An 18,664-nucleotide genomic window follows, 5' to 3' on the forward strand; every position below is an offset into this window, starting at 1 on the left:
CTGTATCTCCATCTTCATTGACATACGTAAAGGAATTTCCGTCATAGTGAACGTTTCCCGCATTCTCTGTAAGGTATTGATTTAAAATTTCTTGAACATTCGTATTATTGATTATGTCTTCGAAGTTGTTGATCACATCAGCCTGAACATCAATTACGACTTCCGTCCCTGCCTCATTTTTATACGTATACTTTCCGTTACCTGATGAATCTTTAACTAACGTGGTAACGATATTTAAACTTTGAAGATCTATAAAAATAACATCATCATTTTCATCATATAGTTTAAGTAAATCATTTTCAACTACAAAACTTTTATTTTTTGCATTACTCCATTCTTTACCATCTAATTCTGTTAAAAATCGATTCCAATTATTTCCTTTCCAAAAATAATATCCTGGTTGTAAATCTCCTGAATCTGTTACGTTATAAACCAATAAACTTTCAACATTTCCATTGGTAATCGTACCATTGTCAGTAAGACTTTTCAATTCAACTCGAGGGATTAGAACACCTCTTTTATCAGAAGTTATTTCAAGTTGAGAAGAAGGATTAGGAGTAGCCGTACCTATTCCAACTTGAGCGTAACTTATTGTTCCGGTACAAAAAGCACCAAATAAAATCCATTTCTTTTTCATGTGATTAGTTGTTTAAATTATATTTCCCTATATTTTAAATTTCTTTAATAATAAATTCACTTCGTCTATTGACTTGATGCTCTGCATCTGTACAATGTTCGCCATTGCTACAACCATTGAGCAATTGTGTTTCTCCATAGCCGCGTCCAGTCAGACGACTAGCTTCGATACCTTGTTTAGTCATCCACTCAATAGTGGCTTTTACACGGCGATCAGATAGGTTCAAATTATATGTATCATTTCCTCTACTATCTGTATGGGAACGAACGTCTATTTTCATGGTTGGATATTGCTGCATAACTTCTACGATTTTCATCAATTCAATCGCAGCATCCTTGCGTATGATTGTTTTATCAAAATCAAAATAAATTGGTTTTAACTGTAAACGTTTAAATAAGTCATCATTCACCTGCAAAGGTTTCACTGCGCGTTCTAAACCAATATCAAACGTTTTTACCTCTGAATCACGCTCAAATGAAAACACCAATTCTACTGTGTTATAAGCTTCTTTTTCAGGTCTGATACGGTATTTTATACCGCACCCTAAATCTGAAATTGTAAACTGTCCTTTATCATTGCTTTGCAATGTAGTACTCTTTTCGTATAGCCCATCTGAAACGACAATTTTGGCATTAGCAAGTACTTCTTTCGTTTCAATATCATACACTTTCCCTTCCACTTTTTTAACACATGATCGTTCTGTCAATTTATAGATATCGTCTGATCCCATTCCACCCGCACGATTGGAACTCACAAATCCAGTACCATCTTTCAAGTAAAAACCAAAATCGTCCATACTACTATTGATGGGTTCTCCCATATTGACAATTGGACCAAAAGTACCATCGCCATTGAGTTGGGTAACAAATACGTCCATTCCTCCTAGACCTGGATATCCATCAGAAGCAAAATAGAGTTGATTGTCTGATGAAATAAAAGGAAAATTCTCTCTTCCTTCTGTATTGATGCTTGGACCGAGGTTTTCTACTGGACCATAGCCATCATTTTTAAACACAGCCACACGATACAAATCGGATTGTCCTATAGCTCCATCTCGATCAGAGGCAAAATACAGCCATTTATCATCAGGAGTTAAAGCCGGATGGGCTGTATTGAAATTATCCGAATTAAAGGGCAATTCCAGTACTCGTCCCCACGACCCATCCGTTTGCTTTAATGCTCTATAAATTTTCAACGATGAGTTGTGATCTTTGTTTTGTTTACTTTTACCATTGGATTTCGCATTATTTCTTGTAAAGAACATGATGGTACCATCTTGGTTAAACACAGCCGTTGCGTCATTGACATAAGGCGCTTCATCTAGAGGAAAGCGTTCTGGATTTGCCATTCCACTTCCGTCTATTTTTGCACGATACAAACTTGTATAGCCCTCATTGGTCCAGGAGTGAATCTTGAGTTTATGCTGATGATCCGTTGCTCGAGCCGAAGTAAAGACAAAATCATTTCCTATAATTGTTCCTCCATAATCAGAGAACGCACTGTTTATCTGCAATAGTTCAGCTTCATATTGGTTCACATACTTTTCAATACGCGAGAGATAGGCTCTATCTTTGTTGTACTCCGTTACTCTTTGATCCTCCTTTTCGATGCGCGAGAATTGTTCCATCAATTCATCTGCTTTCTCGTAATTCTTGACTGCTTTTAAAGTCTGACTATAGCGGTAGTAATATTCAGATGGTAGTTGTCCTAAGTTTTTATCTTCGTATTGTCCTTCAAACAATTCGGTATACCATTTATTCGCTTCTAACAATTTTCCATTGAAATAATTAGCATCCGCTAAATTTTGTAGAATAGAACCATTGACATATCCTTTTTCTACCATTCCTTCATAAATCTGAATGGCATCAATATAGGCGGTTCGATCAAAGCTTTTATCCGCTTGCTTTTCTTTCTTAATCTGACAATAGCTTAACTGTCCAAGACTCAAGGCAAGAATCAATATTCCAACTCGTATGATTTGTTTTACCATAATACTTTCTTTTAGAAGAACCTCGGCGCAGCAACGCGCTTGTAGCTGTTAAACAAACTAAAACGCATAAATATCTCGTGAGAGCCTGAATTATAACGCGCTAACTTACTTGTTTCTGCATCATAACTATAACCTACAAATATATTTTCTGACACTTGGAATCCTACAAGTCCACTGACAGAAGCGTCCCAGCGATAAGCTGCTCCAAGAGTAAGTTTATCCAAAAACATAAAGTTTGCACTTACATCCACTTGCAATGGAGATCCTTGTTCCATTTTGAGCATGGTCGCTGGCTTAAACTTCAAATTTGGATTTAACTCAAAAACGTAACCCCCTGTTAAATACAAGTGCATCTTTTGACGCATGGTCTTTACTTCATTATCGTCATAGCGCGTTCTTGTCAATAAATTTGGCGCAGATAATCCGACGTAGGCTTTATCGGAATACAAGAAGAAACCTGCCCCAACATTCGGTGTGAATTCATTCTTAATATCGTCTTCAGCTACGGGATCTGTTGGGTTATAAATGTGTAATTTACTGTAATTAACATCCAATAAATTGGCTGATCCTTTCAGACCAAAGGCTAATTTATATTGGTAATTTAGGTCTACCGCATAGGATAAATCTACAGCAAACGTATTATCATCCATCACCCCTAGATGGTCGTTTGTAAAGCTTACTCCTAAGCCCAAACCAGATTCACCAAGTGGTGTATTCACAGCTAAAGTAGCTGTTTTAGGTGCTCCTTCTAAACCCACCCATTGGGTACGATACAAACCAAAAATATTCAATCCTTCTCTACTCCCAGCATAAGCAGGGTTAATATTGGAGTGATTGTACATATATTGGGTATACTGCGGATCTTGTTGACCATACAATTGCGCTACTCCCAACAAACCTACACCTCCAAAAACTATCGTTTTTACTATTTTACTTGCTTTCATTTACTTGTGGTTTAATTGGTCTCTAAATGTAAGTTAGCGGCTTTCTTGATCATGCGACTACCGTTGGCATCTTTGTATTCATACGTCACAATATAGTAGTACGTTCCGCTTGGTAACTTCTTCTTTTTATCTATGGTAATCTTACCGTCTGAATATCCTGCAAATACATTGCTACTTCCATCGCCATTCGGGTCGTATTGCGTGGTTTCAAACACCTTTACCCCCCAACGGTTATAGATTTCAACGCGATTATTGGGATATTTTTGGATATTGTCAATAATAAAGTAGTCGTTTTTCCCGTCTCCATTGGGTGTCACTAAATTATAGATGACAACTCCATCATATAGAATCCAATCATCATGTACGGTTCCTAGTGTGAAATAACCAAACTTTTTAATTTTTGCTGGTGTTGTAACTGTACGGGTGGACATATCTACCACTCCTCCTTCATCAACCCAAATCTTTTGCTTTTCATCCCAGCGAATGATATGAAGTTCTTTTTCTGGATTTTTCAACAAGGAAGGTAACGTGGTATTTTCATCCCAAGTCAAGGATAAAATGACAGTTTCTTCCTCCTTTAACTTTCCTTCCAGTTTCCAGTACTCTTTAGTATTCACTTCCTTCACCACACCTGTACCTAATTTTCGATCAGCAAAGAAAGCAGCATCATTTAATTTATACTCTGCCACTACTGCATCGAGAACATCTTGGGGTGCGCCAATGGATGCTGCTCGATAAAAATTTTGATCTCCGATAGGATATTCAAAATTTTCATTTCCTATTTTCTCCACTTTTCCCTCAATATAACTATGATTACCAACATTCTCATGTTGAGCCCCAGCCAAGAAAGTAACCATACCTTTAGACACTGAAGTAGCTCTATTTTTTGTTGAATCTACTTTTACAATACCATTTTTAAAATGAGCCAAACCCGAAATATCAATATTGTTACTTAAATCAAAAGCAATACCATTTAATTCGCTAGAAAATTCAATATTGTAAAAAGAAGCCAAACTATTTCCAGCGATTCGCTTGGCTAAGCCAGAATTAGATAAAATAAAAAAAGTAGAAGAACTCTTCGTAAAAGAAGAAATCCCATAATAGCCATCATTTGTAAAATCCTTATAATAATATATACTCCCATCATTCACAAAAACACCAGAAGCTGTATTTGTAAAATCAAGACGAGTAGACACAATGGTTTCTGGGAGAACACTGAATAAACCAGTATTCACTAGCTTAATATGCTCCGATTCACCTTGTCCATAAGATAAGATATTAAAGCAAATAAACAGCAAGAAGGTTAAGTTGAAATAATTCTGACTCATATAAATTTTATTAAATGGTTAATTTTCCTTTCTATTATTCAGTACTACTATACTTAAAAAACATATCGAATCCCAATAAAACATATTTATTAAAATTTACATAAATTTAATTAAAAAAATTAAAAAACAAAATAACAAAACACACCTACAAGGACAACTTAAATAATAAAAAATTAAAAAACATAAAAAATATTAATAAAAAAACAAATAATCATTTATAAAAACCTATTTTAAAAAACATTTCAAAGTATTTCTATTTAAAATTTGATTTTATCGTATTTTTATTATTCAAATCAGTCTAGTAGAAGATATTCAAATTTTAAAAGGTGTGGTATCAAAGGATCATGTTCATCTTCATATAGAGTATCGGATAAGGTTGCAGCCCAAACTGAAGTCCCAAACTGTACAGAGATATGCGGGTAAATATAGCAGGTACATGAGGTGAAAGTTATTGTTCTTACCTGGAGAGGTCTTACAGACGTAGGGAGTTTTTTTTACAGAACTACGGATAACAATAGCTGTAAGAAGTCAGCAGAGGTCATAGTATGTGTTGCAACAAGCTTGGCAATACCAAGAAGTCTTACAAAACACAGAAGGACCGAACTTAATTAAGTGAGTAGTAAATAAATGTTACCTAATGAAGGGAAGAATGCAGAAAATATCGGTTAATATTGATAACTACCTTGACAACAATGATAGGCCAGAACCCGAGAGCTATCAAGCAGTAGCAGACTTTTATTGGGATAACTGAAAACAACCTCATGGAAGTACAATTAGGACAGTTAGATTTACTAGAACAAATCCTAAGTCTCTCAAATCTGAATTCAGCCTATAAACGAGTTAAATCAAATAATCGAGTAGGTGGCTGAAGATTATTTCTTCAGCCTCCTACTCGATTATTTACTTATCGCTTTTCAAGGCTCAATTAACTCCCGATGGCTCAGATTTACAATCCGTAACAACAAAAAAAGATAAAATAGCACTCACATAGTGCATTTATTTAAAATAAATGCACTATGTGAGTGCATTTATACTTATATTTGTAATAAAATAAACAGTATGGAACGGTTATTTGAGTATTCAAACAAGTTAATCAATGAGGCTAACACAGATTTCTTTCGCTACATATATAATCAAATCAATTGGGAAAATCGAATGATAGGTCTAATTGGTCCCCGTGGTGTAGGTAAGACTACTCTTGTCCTGCAATATATCAAACAGAATTTAAGTCCTACAGAAACACTTTACATTACCGCAGAGGACTTTTATTTTGTGGATAATAAAATCATTGAGTTAGTTGATACCTTTGTCAAGTTTGGAGGCAAGTATTTATTTATTGATGAAATTCATAAATACCCTGATTGGGCAAAAGACCTCAAACTGATTTATGATTACCATAAAAATTTAAAAGTTGTATTTACGGGCTCATCTGTACTTGATATTAAAAAGGGAGCTTCTGATTTAAGTCGTAGAGCTATTATCTATAATATGCAAGGTTTGTCTTTTCGAGAGTATCTGAAACTATTTCATAACATTTCTGCTAAAACATACACATTACAAGAAGTACTACAGCATAAGGTTAATATTCCAGAGATAGAAAGACCTTTATTATACTATACTGATTACTTAAAGAAAGGTTATTATCCTTTTGCCTTAGAACAAGACTTTGATATTCGTTTGGCTCAGATAATTAATCAGACTTTAGAGAATGATATTCCAATGTATGCTAATATGAATGTGGCTACAGGTAGAAAATTAAAACAATTATTAGCTATCGTTTCTCAAAGTGCTCCTTTTAAACCTAATATGAGTAAAATAGCTGAAATGCTATCTGTAAGTAGAAATAATATTGCTGACTATTGTCTGTACATTGAAGAAGCTGGGCTAATCACTCAACTACGTAACAATACTGGGGGAATTAGAGGATTAGGCAAGGTAGATAAGATCTATCTAGACAATACCAATTTGATCTACAACCTAGCAAGTGATTCTTCAAATATTGGAAATATTCGTGAAACATTCTTCTTAAATCAGACACGAGTAAAACATAATGTTATATCTTCTGCTGACTCAGATTTCTTAATTGAGAATATAACCTTTGAAATAGGAGGCAAAAACAAAAGCCAAAAACAAATTAAAAATATTGAGAACAGTTATGTTGTAAAAGATGATATAGAAACTGGCTTTCTGAATGTTATTCCTTTATGGCAATTTGGATTATTGTATTAATTTTTTTGTGCTTTTGTTGTTTACGGATGTGATCAGCACACAATCATATGGGCGTAATACCTTACGCCTATATGATTGTGGATGTTATCTGTGTGACACGGTTGATAAATCGTCTCTACATTGACGTACTGTGTGCTTAATTTCATATAAATTCGGTTCTACTCCCAACTCAGTTAATTGATGTATTAACTCTTCTCTAAATTCATTAATAATAAATCCTCCAGAAGCTTTTCTAAGTTTTTTAATTTGTGTTTTAGAATCAAGCTTACCAAACCCCAGCAAACGCTGGTCAATAATCAAATCAATATCTTCTGAAAATCACTGTATTAAATTATAAGCCCTTACTCAGAGAAGTTCCTCCTTTAAATATAATAGAATCTGCATACTTAGATTGAAATATTGCCTTTAAAAGAATACAAACCCACCAATCTTTCTCTATTACAAAAGCTGGTAGTCCATAAACAACTTCAGCTTTTTTTAGTACAGCAACTCTTTGTTCTTCAGATAAATTAATCCACATACTCCTGTTTATAATAAAGTTTTTTAATTTCTTTTTGAATCCAAACCGGAGCAAATTTCAATTGAGATTCTACCACTTGTTGATCTATTTTATCAATAGCTAATTTAATCGCATTTAAAAAAGAATCCGTAATTTCTCTTTGCCCCTTCTCTTTAAAAGCCTGTACTACTAAATGTAACAGATCATCTTTTATCATAAGGTTTTTAGGGACAGTTCTCTTAAAATTAATCTTCCTATTTCCAACCTTAATTTCTCTTTGAGATCCTTTAGTCAAATAAACAGTCTTTAAGGGGTCTGGGTTGTTAATCCTAATAGATACAACGCTAATACACTAGTTGGCGCTATAGGCACCTTATCTCTTTTTGCAATCTCATTTGCAATTTCCTCTATACTAGGATAAATTGTTCCTAATAAAGAATCTTGCTTTGGTTTTATATAAATACCATAGGTTAATCGTTCAATAAGGTTTTCTTTTTCTAAACGAGAGAGTGTTTGTCAAATATTGTCAGCTGTACCATATTTAACAAAATCATTAGCGAAAAAAATTTCTCCACGCTTAGATTTAGAAATCTTATCTACTATCTGATTACTAATAGATTCATTCATAAAAAAAGATTTACATTTGTCACAAATTTAATCAAATCCTTCCGCAGGTCAATCACCCTTCTAATAAGCCTTTCCAAACAGTAAAGCCTTTGTTGTTATTTGAATAATCGTGGACAATTCCTAAAAAAGTAATAGGATTAGTATCTAAATAGACCATTTGAAGGAAAAAACGCTTTATTTAATTCATAAAATACCACCTATCGGGTATAAAATATTGAATACCCACACAAACTATACCCGAAGGGGTATTATTCCATTTTTTTATGTATATTTATACCTGAAAAGGTATAGATATGGATTCAATACAAGTATTTGTAAAGCAAAAGCGAAAAGAATTAAAGCTTACGCAAGAAGATTTAGCCCTAAATGCTGGTGTAGGCTTGCGTTTTGTACGTGATTTAGAACAAGGTAAAAAAACACTCCGTTTAGACAAAGTAAACGATGTGTTAGCTTTATTTGGTAAAGAAGTTGGTGTAATTGATCAAACTAGAGAATAATGGCACGACAAGCAAAAATATACTTTCAAGATCAGTTAGCTGGTTATCTCCTGGAAGGAGATGATGGATATTCCTTTTACTATAATCAAGATTATCTAAGAACACCTCATCCGCATCCAATTAGCCTAACGCTCCCCCTATCTGAAGAAACCTATCATAGCAATGTACTCTTTCCTTTTTTCGATGGGTTAATTCCTGAAGGATGGCTATTAGATATCGGAGAAAAACATTGGAAGCTCAATCCCCGAGATCGATTTGAATTATTAATCAACTTATGTAGAGACACTATTGGAAAGGTCTCAGTTTATCCGATGGAGGCGGCAAATCATGAATAACTGTTTATTTTGTTATAAGCCTGTTGAAACAGGCGAATATCATACTACTTGTTCGAAGAAGTTCTTTGGCACTACAAAAGTTCCTATATTAGAATTAGATAAAGAAAAATTAGATAAGTTAGCACAAATAACGGTAAACGAACGATTAGCGTTAACAGGGGTACAACCTAAGATATCCTTAAGTTTAAACAGTGAAAACGGTAGTAAACGATTAACCTTAGTCAGTTTATGGGGGGATTATATCCTCAAGCCTCAATCTCCTAATTTTGCTTTTATGCCTGAAGTAGAAGACTTGACCATGCACCTAGCTAAGCTATTTAAAATTGAAACCGCACAACATGCTTTGATTCGCACCTCTACCGGTGAGCTGGCTTATATTACCAAGCGTTTTGATCGAGTGAAAAACAAAAAAATTCATGTAGAAGATTTATGTCAGTTATCAGAATTGTTAACTGAACAAAAATACAAAAGCTCCTATGAGCGTGTAGGGAAGATCATTAAACGATACGCTACCAATTCGGGCTTAGATACAATCAAATACTTTAGACTTGTCTTGTTTAGCTTTATAACAGGTAATAACGACATGCACCTAAAGAACTTCTCTTTAATGCACACAGATAAGGGTATCTTATTTTCTCCAGCGTATGACCTTTTAAATCTGAATTTAGTCTTTCCTGATGAAAAAGAAGATTTAGCACTAACCCTAAGTGGTCGTAAGAAAAAGATTAAACAAGTAAACTTTGATGAACTTGCAATGAGTTTAGGTATTACAGCAATTGTAAGGAATAATATCTATAAAGATTTCTCTAAGCAAGCTAATAAAGTATATGACTTAATAGATCGAAGCTTTTTAACTGATGAGTACAAAGAAGAATATAAAACAATCTTTACTAAAAAGTTGAAACAGATTGCATTGTAGAGAAAAGGTTAATCAGGAAGAAAATACTAGAAAATAAATATACAACACTCATTTATCTCAGGACAAAAAAAGTATTCTTGTGGCAATTGAAATCGAAAATAACCTGTCCAAATCGAAAAATTCACTTCCGTTTTTATTGTGAATTATTCAACCAAAACAACAATATTTTCTCATTTATCTGTTAAAACCCATCCGTTGATTTTCCTTTAAAATACTTTAAAAAAGTGTTGTGCAAAAAAACAAGGTTACCCCCCTATGAATGCTAGGATATTGATACTATTAAGCCTATCACAATCAAGAATCATGGCAATAGGCTTATGAGTGTATTTAAACTTGGACTTGACTACTTATCAAGATTATTGCTGTCTAAAAATAAGTACAATCCTCTAAATATCAATTGCTTTAGATTTTTGTCGTGTACTTAGGAAAAACTTATATTATATTCTTAAGGTAAACTAAAATAATCAGTTGAAGATCAGGAATAAGAATCATCCATACAAAGTTAAAAAAAACAAAGTGGGACTAGTCTTTATAAGATAGCCCCACTTTAAATTCTCTTAAGATCTAATAAAATATTATACTATGTATAAAACTATATTCTTAACAATTCAATCTGTTTACTGCTTAATACATTATGTTTTAGCACTCTTATTTTTTGATTTCTCACTCCATTCTTCTCATTAATTTCAATTAAAAGCATTTGTTTATCTGATAGGGTAAACTGATCTAACATAAATACATTGTCTTGTTTACTTTGAATATTAATAGTTTGAGCATCACTATAGCTTCTAATGGGCTTTAAACTCATTTCTTGAATAGTGGTTCGTTTAGAGGTCCTTCTGTCTTTGATTCTAAAACTAATATAGTCAACTTCATAGGGTAGATTGCTTTTATTGTTAATAGAAAGATGAAAGTAGAGTTTACCATCTTGAGTGTAGATACTTTTCAGCCTTGCTTCTACCCCGTAGCTTTTGCTTTTAATATTTAGCTCTTTCTTGTTTCTTTTGATGATTGCTTTCATAAAAAGATCTGCTAGAGTTGGACTGGTGTCCCCTAAGTCTTTAAATAGAACTTCGCTTTGCTGTTTACTGTTTTGATTTTCAAACTTGGTTAAGTCATAGCTCAGTTGTGTTGGCTCTTCATTGTAAGTAGCACAAAAACTATAGTATTTACCATCGTTTGTAATTACAGTAAAGTTTGTAGGTGAAATATATTCTGTAATCGTTTTTAAACGAAGTACATTTGATGTAACCTCTACTTTGCTTGCTATTATGTCACTACTTCCTAAATCTACGTATTCAACACTACTTGGAAACAAGATATGAGTAGTTTTGTTTTGGGTTAGTTCTACCTCATAAGGAGTTACCTCAGCATTTGATAAATTGATAGACTTGGTATAATTTTGGGAAGTTACTGTGTTTACTGCTAATAAGCATAGTAACATATATTTAATGATTGTTTTCATAATGATTTGTTTTACTTGGTTATTAAATGTTATTCTTTCGGTACAAGAAACAGTTCTTGTCCTTGTTTTAGGGTTACTCTTTGGGCTTTTACTTTCTTTGAAAAGTAACCAGATACTCCTTGAATAAGTCCTTTAGTTAGATCTGAAGCAATTTGATCTGAAGCAGATCTACTCATAGATATACTCGTTCCTGCTGTTTGTCCCATATTGGCAATGATTTCTTTTGAGGCGCTTATTTCTTGAAGGTCTAATACCTCTAAGCCTCTTTGCCCATAATTATCATAGCCGATAAGCTCTGTTTCTATGATGGTCTCTTCTATCTTAATAGAATTTACAATAAGCTCTAACCTGCCACTGTTTACCTTTACCTTAGCAATCAGTGTACTTGATTCAGGTAACAGAGCCCCATTTATTACGATTCTTTCTAAGAGTCTTAGTTTGATGTAACCTTCGTTTATAATAACCTGATTTTCTTTAATACTTACCCTTATACTGTTTTTATGGTTCTGGGTTTTACGTTCTCCTTCTGCTGTATAAAAGGTTTGATTTGATTTAGGATTAATAGGTAAAAAATCTAGTAAACTTGTTGGTTTTACCAGTGAAGATACAATCTCTTTACTTGTTTTATCAAGCATTGTTATGACCTGTTTTTTACTTGAAATTGTTTTAGCGTTTGTAGTCTTATTTGAAGACGGTAATTCAGTTTGATTTTGACCTCCTGGCAAATACTTTGCTGCCATCTGAAAAGACTTTTCCATAAGTTCTAATTGATTATCCATAGTAATAGGTGTTGGAGTGTCTTTTTCTTCTAATTGTTTCTCTAGCTCTTGTATTTGCTTTTTAAGATTTTCGGTTTCAGAATTTTCAGTACTACTACTGTAAAAACTACCAAGTACATCTTGGCTTTGTTTGTAGTTCTCGTAAGACCTCTCATAAGGAGTGTAAGTAGGTTCCGCATTATAATCCTTGTGATTGTAAGTATTATTAGACTCCTCTTGCGAATCATTCCAATAGTCTGCTAAGGAGTGAATCTGATTTTCATTTTCTTGCTTTTTCTGTTCCCATAGCTCTTTTTCATAAGCTTTTACTTTATCTGTTGGCATCCCCTTGGTTATCGCCTCAGGAACAGAATCATTATGAGAGATTAACTCCTTTTCTTCGGGTTTAAACAAAAGGTACATTACCCCTAAAAAGACAATGCCCATTAAAGCAAAGACTATGTGCTTTTTGTGTTTTTCTATAAGATTTTGAATTGCCTTTTTTTCTTTGGGTACTTTCTCTATCTGGTGGGTTTTATTTGATAACTGATCTTGATTCATAATATTTTAGTTTAATAATTGAGTGTGATTCTATCTTTTGCCTTTTAAGCAAATACTTAACTGGTTTTATATTACTCTGATCCTCCCTACTTATTGCCTGCTTTATTTTAGAGCTAAAACTTGTCTTTACAATAAAAAGACAAACTAATGTGTAAAGAGTAAAAGCGGTAAGTAATAAAACTCGTTGTCTTTTTATAGAGAGGTTATTCCAGTAAGCTTGTAGTTTACTTAAATAACTATGTCTTAAAAGTTGTAGCTTCTTCATAATCTTGTTTTTTTAACGTTTAACAACTTCTAAGTCTTTGTTCTCTACAACTGTAAACTTTTCGATAATAAATCCTTGCGGGTTATTATCAGACCGTACAGCTGAGATAAGCTGACTACTTGTAACAAGATTTCTTTTAGTTAGGTTACTAGATCGTATGATATACTGCGTTGCATAGGTTAGCGTCTTATAGGGATAGGTGTTAAAATCTATTTTAATACTATCCACCTCAATTCGTTGCTGAATATTTCCTGAAATGACTCTGCTGTAATATCCTTTTTCAAGTAAGTCTTTATAATAGTCAAAGGCGGTTTTATCAGATAGATTAAACGCTCTTTGCATATTACCCTCAATGGCTGATTTTTCAGGTGAGAGAGTAAAGAACAGCTCGTGAAAGCGCCTTACGTGCTCTCTTGCCTCTACTGGCCTATTTATACTTGCGTCTTGAGACAGAGCTAGCATAAGTGATTTACCTTTATCAAGCACATAGATCTTCTCTCGTTGCTCTTTAGCAAAATCATAGCTTTTGTAAATAGCGAATCCTACTACTATAAGGCAAACAACTGCAAATACAATAGCGTAGAGCCGAATCTGCACAAAACTATTTTCTATATTTCGAAGTGATTTAAATTCCATGTTTAAAGTGTTTAAATTATTTAATTAGTCTACCTGTTATATTTCCCGAGGTAGCCCCAACTGCCGCCGAGCTAATATTACCTGTTTTAAGCGCAGATTGATTTACATTACGAAGAAAGCCCGAGCCTCCACTGGCTTGAATAATCCAACTTGTCACTGTAGGAATTGTAAAGTATCCCACAATGCCAATGATCATAAAAATCACATATATCGTGTTTGAGGTATCAGGGATAAAACTTGGATCTGAAAGCAATAGCATATCTCTTTCAAGAATTAAGGATTGAATTCTAGCTAGCATTGCGCTAAATAAATCCGCTACAGGAAGCCAGAGATACACGCTTATATACCGCGTGAGCCACTGTAAGAGCGTAGATTCAAAACCACTCCAAATAGAAATGGCAAATGCAATTGGCCCTAGTATAGAAAGCACAATTAAAAAAAAGGTCCGAATCGTGTCTATAATTAAAGCAGAAGCCTGAAAAATCATCTCTAAGATTTCTCTAAAGGCATCTCTTAGGTTTTTTTGAAAATCATATTGCCATTTCTCTAAATACATTCCTGTCATAGTGGCTAGATCCGAGGGTGACCAGCCAAGCTCATCAAGTTTTTTATCAAAGGCCTCATCAGAAATTAAATAAGCAGCCTCAGGATTTCTAAGCATAGCCTCCTTTTCTAAAATATCTTTCTGTTTTTGTAAAGATGTTAGATCTATAACCTGGGTTTCTAATATCTGATGCGTTCCCTTTACAACAGGACTTAAAACCGTGTTTAAAGTTCCTAGAACAAGGGTTGGAAAAAACATAATACAAATTCCCAAAGCAAATGGCCTAAGCATTGGATACACATCAATAGCTTCTGCTCTTGCTAAGGCTTGCCATACTTTAATGCCGATATAAAAAAGCGCTCCAAGACCTGCTAAACTCTTAGCCACAGATACCATCTGACTTGTAAGTGGCATCATATCGTAATAGAGGTTTTGTAAAACCTCATGAAGATTATCTCTAGCCATAACTCACCAGTATTTTTGATTAGAAGTACCGTATAAATCAAGTACCCTTTGGGTATTATTTTTCTTTTTAGCCCTTAAGATGCTGATGCCAATATTTTTTCTTGTATAGTAACTAACAAGGTTGTGATAGTCTTTTACTTCTTTGTAAACTCTATCTATAACATCCATGCGCTCTTTATCATTTAAAGACAAGGTTGAGCTACTTACAATCTGCTTAAGCTCTTTGACAAGCTCTGTGCTTTCTTGAAGAAGCACGGAATATCCATTGGCAATAGCTACAAGCTCCTGGGCAGAGAAGTTTGGATCATTAAGCATCTTGCCAAAGTTTTTGACATACAGCTCCGAAACGTCCCCTACTAAAAGCACTGTCTGTTGAACCTTTCTAGCGTCTTTAACTAGGTTATTAACCGATTGGAGTTTATCGTAATACTCCTTGCTCTGGTTATAGACTTTTTCTACTTCCTTGAAGTTTTTAACTACATTGCTAACTGTAGCAGAAGTTTGCCTTATTTCATTAGCACTATTTATAATACCTTGGGCTAAATTTCCAGGATCATATACTGTCCACTGCCCATAATTCTTTATTGGTAGAACTAGTAGCATCGCTACCACAACTACCTGCAATAGTTTTTTCATATTTTATGTTTTAATTGATTGGTTACTCTACTGAGTACTATTTTTTATCCTTAGAAAAGTTGGGTTAGCGTATTTACTTATTCAGTCTGTTTTTCTTGTACAAGACGCTTTATAGCCATCTCTACATTACCGTTGAGCTCTTTAGCCAGGTTCATTACCTGTAGTTTTTCAGTCTCTTCTGTGGTATAAGCTAAGTATTCTGAGTAGCTTACTTCTGTAGCATATACTCCCGATTGCATTCCACCTAGGCCAATCCATACCTCTTTGTAAAGGCGGTTAGGATTGTTGTTTAGGTTTATTGAAAGTATCTGAGCTTTTTCTTTGTCAGTAAGGCCAAGCATCGCTTGTATATCATCAAACTTATTCATGTACTTGCGCTGGTCAAGTAGAATCTTACAATCAGAGTTATTGATAATACTTTCCTTTACAATCGGAGATTGGATAATATCATCTACCTCTTGGGTAACTACTATTGCCTCTCCAAAGAATTTTCTAACGGTCTTAAAAAGATATTTAATGTACGATGCCATCCCCTCTTTAGCAATGGCCTTCCACGCCTCCTCAATTAAGATTAGCTTGCGCTGTCCTTTAAGACGCCTCATCTTATTTATAAACACTTCCATGATGATAATAGTCACAATGGGAAAAAGAATTTTGTGCTCTTTGATTGAGTCTATCTCAAAAACGATAAAGCGTTTGTTTAAAAGGTCAAGCTCACTTTCTGAGTTTAATAGATAGTCATACTCCCCGCCTTTGTAGTAAGGCTCAAGTACATTTAAAAAGTTTGCCAGATCAAAATCCTTTTCTCTAACTTGTTTCTCTTCTAACTCAGTTTTGTAATCTGTTTTGATGTACTGATAGAAAGTATTGAAACTTGGTTTTATATCGCTGCTTTGAAGTTTTTGGATGTATCCACTAACAGCATTTGAAAGCGCAACTTCTTCCGATCGTGAGGGAGGCTGGTCATCGCGCTTCCAAAGCGTTAAAATGAGCGTTTTAATACTCTCTCTTTTTTCAATATCAAATACCCCATCATCGGTATAAAAAGGATTAAACGCAATTGGGTTTTCTTCGGTATAGGTGAAGTATACTCCATCCTCCCCTTTTGTTTTGCCTTTAATTAATTCACATAAGCCTTGGTAGGAGTTTCCTGTATCAACTAAGAGCACATGAGCGTTTTGCTCATAATACTGTCTTACCATATGATTGGTAAAAAAACTCTTACCACTCCCTGATGGTCCCAAGATAAACTTGTTGCGGTTGGTGATAATTCCCTTTTTCATGGGTAGGTCGGAGATATCTAAATGAATCGGTTTACCAGTTAGTCTATCTGCCATTTTAATTCCAAAAGGAGATAGTGAGTTTTGATAATTGGTCTCCCCTGTAAAAAAGCATAAGGCAGGTTCTATGAAAGTATAAAAGCTCTCTTCACTTGGAAAGTCTGCGCTATTTCCTGGCATACCTGCCCAGTAAAGTGTGGGGACGTCCACTGTGTTGTGTCTTGGTACGCACTCCATAGAAGCGATTGCGCTTCCACAGTCATTTTTAAGCTGTTTAAGCTCATTTGGGTTATCTGACCATGCCATTACATTAAAATGAGCTTTAATGGATATTAGACCTTTACTATGCGCTTCATTTAAATACTCTTCTATCCACTGCTTGTTTATTTGATTCGCTCTACTGTATCTAGCAAGAGAGTGCATATTCTTGGCCGACTTTTCAAACTGTTTTAAATTGTAATCACTATCTTCTATAAACAAATACTGATTGTAGATATGATTACAATTAAGCAAGAGTCCAACAGGCGCTGCAAACGATAAAGCCATACTGCTTTTATCAGTTGATAGTTTTTCATAACTTGATAAACACGATACTTCACTAGGAAGATCTTCTGTGTTTGAAAGGGTATGTAAAGAAAGATTATTATCTCCTACTCTAACCTTATCGCTACTTATAGCTATATCTTGAAGACTACCTCTTTTACTGGGACTTAGCGTTAAATACTGCTCTAAGAGCCCGCTTTTATCTTCTGAGCCGATAATATCTTCTTCCGTAAGTTTAGTTAAGTGAATTATTCCACTGTCATTTACTATCTTTTCTAATTGTGTAGTCGCTTCTAAAAAGCTTTGAATAGTGTCTTTATCTCTAATCTCTTTAGGGATGAGTTCTCCTCTTGTAAGTGAACAGAAGTTACTTTGACTTTTAATTCGCTCTTTAGTGGTCTTAGTGATAAACAAATAACAACTGTGATTCAGATAGGGACGCTCATTAAAATGCCTCTCAAAGCTTCTACTTAGATAGCTTTGCTCTGCATCTTTAAAATCAGCGTGGTAACTTTCCTTTACAAACCAATCCTGCTTGTGAATCACAGTAAACTCAGGAAGCGTTTTTATAGCCTTATGCCACAGGCTGTGAATAGTCTCATACTCCTTATCTGAGATGGTGAATATCTCAGGTAAGATCACTTTATAACAAACCGTGATATCTCCTTGCTTTGAGACAATACAGTTGTTCTCCACTGATAGAATTGGAAACATCCGCTCTAATGTATTTGTCTTAGCTGTATTTCTCATAGTGTCTTAGTTTTAAGTTTCTACTTAAATACCCTCTAAGATCTTTTCTTGAGATGATATACCTTGGAAAGTACTTTCTGGCTTGAAGTTTGATAAGGCCATACTGACCGTATTTCTTATTCATTGAAAATACTTTGTAAACAAGATAACCCGATAGTCCAAGACCAAAGCTCAAACAAACTTTGTTGTTTACCCCAGCCATATACAAAACCATAACAAGAATTAGATTTCCTAATAGTCCACCTGCAAAATAAAACAGGTACTGAGCCTTGAGTCCTTTAAACTCTGCGCTTGCTCCAATGCCTTTATTGATACTATACTTTTTCATATAAGTATCTTTTAAAGGAAGAATGATCTTAGAATTGTAGCCGCTACAATTAAGAAAATACAAGCTCCAAACCAGCTTGCAGCTGTCTTGCTTGTATCGGGATCACCACTTGAGAATTTGTTATACACCTTTACCCCTCCAATAAGACCAACCACTGCTCCAATAGCGTAGATAAGTTTAGTGGCTGGATCAAAATAAGAAGTAACCATCTGGGTAGCTTCTGTAATTCCTGCTATTCCGTTTCCTTGGGCAAAAAGATTGCTTGATAAAAGTAGTGTTAGACCTAACACTACTAATTTTTGAAATGTTTTTGTTTTCATAAAATTTGACATTTATAAGTTATTTATTAAGCTGTTTGCTTAATATCTTAGCTCAAATGTCCCAGGAAAACTTGGTATTAATAAAACTTGGTATGCTCAGTCTTTAAT

Annotated in this window: 18 protein-coding genes and 3 pseudogenes; 5 read left to right on the top strand and 16 right to left on the bottom strand. The window is 34.3% G+C overall.

Annotated features, from left to right (window positions below; all coding sequences use genetic code 11):
• The 4 genes and pseudogenes from AABL87_RS16010 to AABL87_RS16025 form a co-directional block, all read right to left on the bottom strand.
• Positions 1-637 (bottom strand): annotated as a pseudogene (locus AABL87_RS16010) (hypothetical protein); the annotation flags it as partial.
• Between the two features lie 34 nt (positions 638-671).
• Positions 672-2,627 carry an OmpA family protein gene (locus AABL87_RS16015; RefSeq protein ID WP_016649207.1) on the bottom strand — a complete coding sequence of 652 codons (1,956 nt, stop codon included), beginning with the start codon at positions 2,625-2,627 and terminating at the stop codon, positions 672-674.
• Between the two features lie 11 nt (positions 2,628-2,638).
• Positions 2,639-3,571, bottom strand: a complete 933-nt coding sequence (locus AABL87_RS16020; RefSeq protein ID WP_006263894.1) for a PorP/SprF family type IX secretion system membrane protein — start codon at positions 3,569-3,571, stop codon at positions 2,639-2,641.
• Between the two features lie 11 nt (positions 3,572-3,582).
• Positions 3,583-4,899 (bottom strand): gliding motility-associated C-terminal domain-containing protein, encoded by a 1,317-nt coding sequence (locus tag AABL87_RS16025; protein ID WP_006265581.1) that lies wholly within the window; start codon positions 4,897-4,899, stop codon positions 3,583-3,585.
• Between the two features lie 274 nt (positions 4,900-5,173).
• On the opposite strand from AABL87_RS16025, the pseudogene AABL87_RS16030 reads away from it, so the two are divergent.
• Positions 5,174-5,344, top strand: a pseudogene (locus AABL87_RS16030) (transposase); the annotation flags it as partial.
• A 614-nt stretch (positions 5,345-5,958) separates the two neighbouring features.
• Complete coding sequence (locus tag AABL87_RS16035) at positions 5,959-7,128, top strand: ATP-binding protein (RefSeq protein ID WP_006258112.1); 1,170 nt, start codon at positions 5,959-5,961, stop codon at positions 7,126-7,128.
• 84 nt (positions 7,129-7,212) lie between these two features.
• Here the strand turns inward: AABL87_RS16035 and AABL87_RS16040 are convergent, their stop codons facing one another.
• From AABL87_RS16040 to AABL87_RS17750, 3 genes and pseudogenes are all read right to left on the bottom strand, one after another.
• A complete protein-coding gene (locus AABL87_RS16040; RefSeq protein WP_232279325.1) occupies positions 7,213-7,428 on the bottom strand; it encodes a hypothetical protein in 216 nt (71 codons plus the stop codon).
• Between the two features lie 31 nt (positions 7,429-7,459).
• Positions 7,460-7,648, bottom strand: a complete 189-nt coding sequence (locus AABL87_RS16045; protein ID WP_006258113.1) for a nucleotidyl transferase AbiEii/AbiGii toxin family protein — start codon at positions 7,646-7,648, stop codon at positions 7,460-7,462.
• Positions 7,638-8,110 (bottom strand): annotated as a pseudogene (locus AABL87_RS17750) (DUF6088 family protein). Before AABL87_RS17750 ends, AABL87_RS16045 begins: the two are co-directional and overlap by 11 nt.
• Before the next feature lie 437 nt (positions 8,111-8,547).
• Here AABL87_RS17750 and AABL87_RS16060 point away from each other — a divergent pair.
• From AABL87_RS16060 to AABL87_RS16070, 3 genes are read left to right on the top strand one after another with little or no spacing between them, the layout of a single operon-like run.
• Positions 8,548-8,751 (top strand): type II toxin-antitoxin system Y4mF family antitoxin, encoded by a 204-nt coding sequence (locus AABL87_RS16060; RefSeq protein WP_002992043.1) that lies wholly within the window; start codon positions 8,548-8,550, stop codon positions 8,749-8,751.
• Positions 8,751-9,086 (top strand): HipA N-terminal domain-containing protein, encoded by a 336-nt coding sequence (locus AABL87_RS16065; protein WP_006263900.1) that lies wholly within the window; start codon positions 8,751-8,753, stop codon positions 9,084-9,086. Before AABL87_RS16060 ends, AABL87_RS16065 begins: the two co-directional genes overlap by 1 nt.
• Positions 9,079-10,005: a HipA domain-containing protein gene (locus tag AABL87_RS16070; protein ID WP_006263901.1), complete on the top strand. Its 927-nt coding sequence runs from the start codon at positions 9,079-9,081 to the stop codon at positions 10,003-10,005. The genes AABL87_RS16065 and AABL87_RS16070 overlap by 8 nt, the downstream gene beginning before the upstream one ends.
• Positions 10,006-10,597: 592 nt before the next feature.
• On the opposite strand, the gene traN is transcribed toward AABL87_RS16070, so the two are convergent.
• From traN to AABL87_RS16115, 9 genes are all read right to left on the bottom strand, one after another.
• A complete protein-coding gene (traN, locus tag AABL87_RS16075; protein ID WP_006258119.1) occupies positions 10,598-11,470 on the bottom strand; it encodes a conjugative transposon protein TraN in 873 nt (290 codons plus the stop codon).
• A gap of 29 nt (positions 11,471-11,499) precedes the next feature.
• On the bottom strand, positions 11,500-12,789 hold the full coding sequence (gene traM, locus AABL87_RS16080) for a conjugative transposon protein TraM (protein WP_006258120.1): 1,290 nt from the start codon (positions 12,787-12,789) through the stop codon (positions 11,500-11,502).
• Positions 12,764-13,054, bottom strand: a complete 291-nt coding sequence (locus AABL87_RS16085) for a hypothetical protein (protein ID WP_006258121.1) — start codon at positions 13,052-13,054, stop codon at positions 12,764-12,766. The genes traM and AABL87_RS16085 overlap by 26 nt, the downstream gene beginning before the upstream one ends.
• 12 nt (positions 13,055-13,066) lie before the next feature.
• Complete coding sequence (gene traK / locus AABL87_RS16090; RefSeq protein ID WP_006258122.1) at positions 13,067-13,690, bottom strand: conjugative transposon protein TraK; 624 nt, start codon at positions 13,688-13,690, stop codon at positions 13,067-13,069.
• Between the two features lie 16 nt (positions 13,691-13,706).
• A complete protein-coding gene (traJ, locus tag AABL87_RS16095) occupies positions 13,707-14,699 on the bottom strand; it encodes a conjugative transposon protein TraJ (protein ID WP_006258123.1) in 993 nt (330 codons plus the stop codon).
• Between the two features lie 3 nt (positions 14,700-14,702).
• Positions 14,703-15,335: a DUF4141 domain-containing protein gene (locus AABL87_RS16100; RefSeq protein WP_006258124.1), complete on the bottom strand. Its 633-nt coding sequence runs from the start codon at positions 15,333-15,335 to the stop codon at positions 14,703-14,705.
• Positions 15,336-15,412: 77 nt separating this feature from the next.
• Positions 15,413-17,908 (bottom strand): TraG family conjugative transposon ATPase, encoded by a 2,496-nt coding sequence (locus AABL87_RS16105; RefSeq protein WP_006258125.1) that lies wholly within the window; start codon positions 17,906-17,908, stop codon positions 15,413-15,415.
• Complete coding sequence (locus AABL87_RS16110; RefSeq protein WP_341277593.1) at positions 17,892-18,236, bottom strand: DUF4133 domain-containing protein; 345 nt, start codon at positions 18,234-18,236, stop codon at positions 17,892-17,894. The genes AABL87_RS16105 and AABL87_RS16110 overlap by 17 nt, the downstream gene beginning before the upstream one ends.
• Positions 18,237-18,247: 11 nt before the next feature.
• On the bottom strand, positions 18,248-18,556 hold the full coding sequence (locus AABL87_RS16115) for a DUF4134 domain-containing protein (protein ID WP_025124855.1): 309 nt from the start codon (positions 18,554-18,556) through the stop codon (positions 18,248-18,250).
• Between the last annotated feature and the right edge of the window lie 108 nt (positions 18,557-18,664).

This window comes from Myroides sp. C4067, assembly GCF_038039665.1.
Classification (GTDB): Bacteria; Bacteroidota; Bacteroidia; order Flavobacteriales; family Flavobacteriaceae; genus Flavobacterium; species Flavobacterium odoratimimum.

Coding starts and splice junctions, on each gene's coding strand:
- AABL87_RS16015 (WP_016649207.1), bottom strand. CDS start 2,627: ATGGTAAAACAAATCATACGAGTTGGAATATTGATTCTTGCCTTGAGT.
- AABL87_RS16020 (WP_006263894.1), bottom strand. CDS start 3,571: ATGAAAGCAAGTAAAATAGTAAAAACGATAGTTTTTGGAGGTGTAGGT.
- AABL87_RS16025 (WP_006265581.1), bottom strand. CDS start 4,899: ATGAGTCAGAATTATTTCAACTTAACCTTCTTGCTGTTTATTTGCTTT.
- AABL87_RS16035 (WP_006258112.1), top strand. CDS start 5,959: ATGGAACGGTTATTTGAGTATTCAAACAAGTTAATCAATGAGGCTAAC.
- AABL87_RS16045 (WP_006258113.1), bottom strand. CDS start 7,648: ATGTGGATTAATTTATCTGAAGAACAAAGAGTTGCTGTACTAAAAAAA.
- AABL87_RS16060 (WP_002992043.1), top strand. CDS start 8,548: ATGGATTCAATACAAGTATTTGTAAAGCAAAAGCGAAAAGAATTAAAG.
- AABL87_RS16065 (WP_006263900.1), top strand. CDS start 8,751: ATGGCACGACAAGCAAAAATATACTTTCAAGATCAGTTAGCTGGTTAT.
- AABL87_RS16070 (WP_006263901.1), top strand. CDS start 9,079: ATGAATAACTGTTTATTTTGTTATAAGCCTGTTGAAACAGGCGAATAT.
- traN (WP_006258119.1), bottom strand. CDS start 11,470: ATGAAAACAATCATTAAATATATGTTACTATGCTTATTAGCAGTAAAC.
- traM (WP_006258120.1), bottom strand. CDS start 12,789: ATGAATCAAGATCAGTTATCAAATAAAACCCACCAGATAGAGAAAGTA.
- AABL87_RS16085 (WP_006258121.1), bottom strand. CDS start 13,054: ATGAAGAAGCTACAACTTTTAAGACATAGTTATTTAAGTAAACTACAA.
- traK (WP_006258122.1), bottom strand. CDS start 13,690: ATGGAATTTAAATCACTTCGAAATATAGAAAATAGTTTTGTGCAGATT.
- traJ (WP_006258123.1), bottom strand. CDS start 14,699: ATGGCTAGAGATAATCTTCATGAGGTTTTACAAAACCTCTATTACGAT.
- AABL87_RS16100 (WP_006258124.1), bottom strand. CDS start 15,335: ATGAAAAAACTATTGCAGGTAGTTGTGGTAGCGATGCTACTAGTTCTA.
- AABL87_RS16105 (WP_006258125.1), bottom strand. CDS start 17,908: ATGAGAAATACAGCTAAGACAAATACATTAGAGCGGATGTTTCCAATT.
- AABL87_RS16110 (WP_341277593.1), bottom strand. CDS start 18,236: ATGAAAAAGTATAGTATCAATAAAGGCATTGGAGCAAGCGCAGAGTTT.
- AABL87_RS16115 (WP_025124855.1), bottom strand. CDS start 18,556: ATGAAAACAAAAACATTTCAAAAATTAGTAGTGTTAGGTCTAACACTA.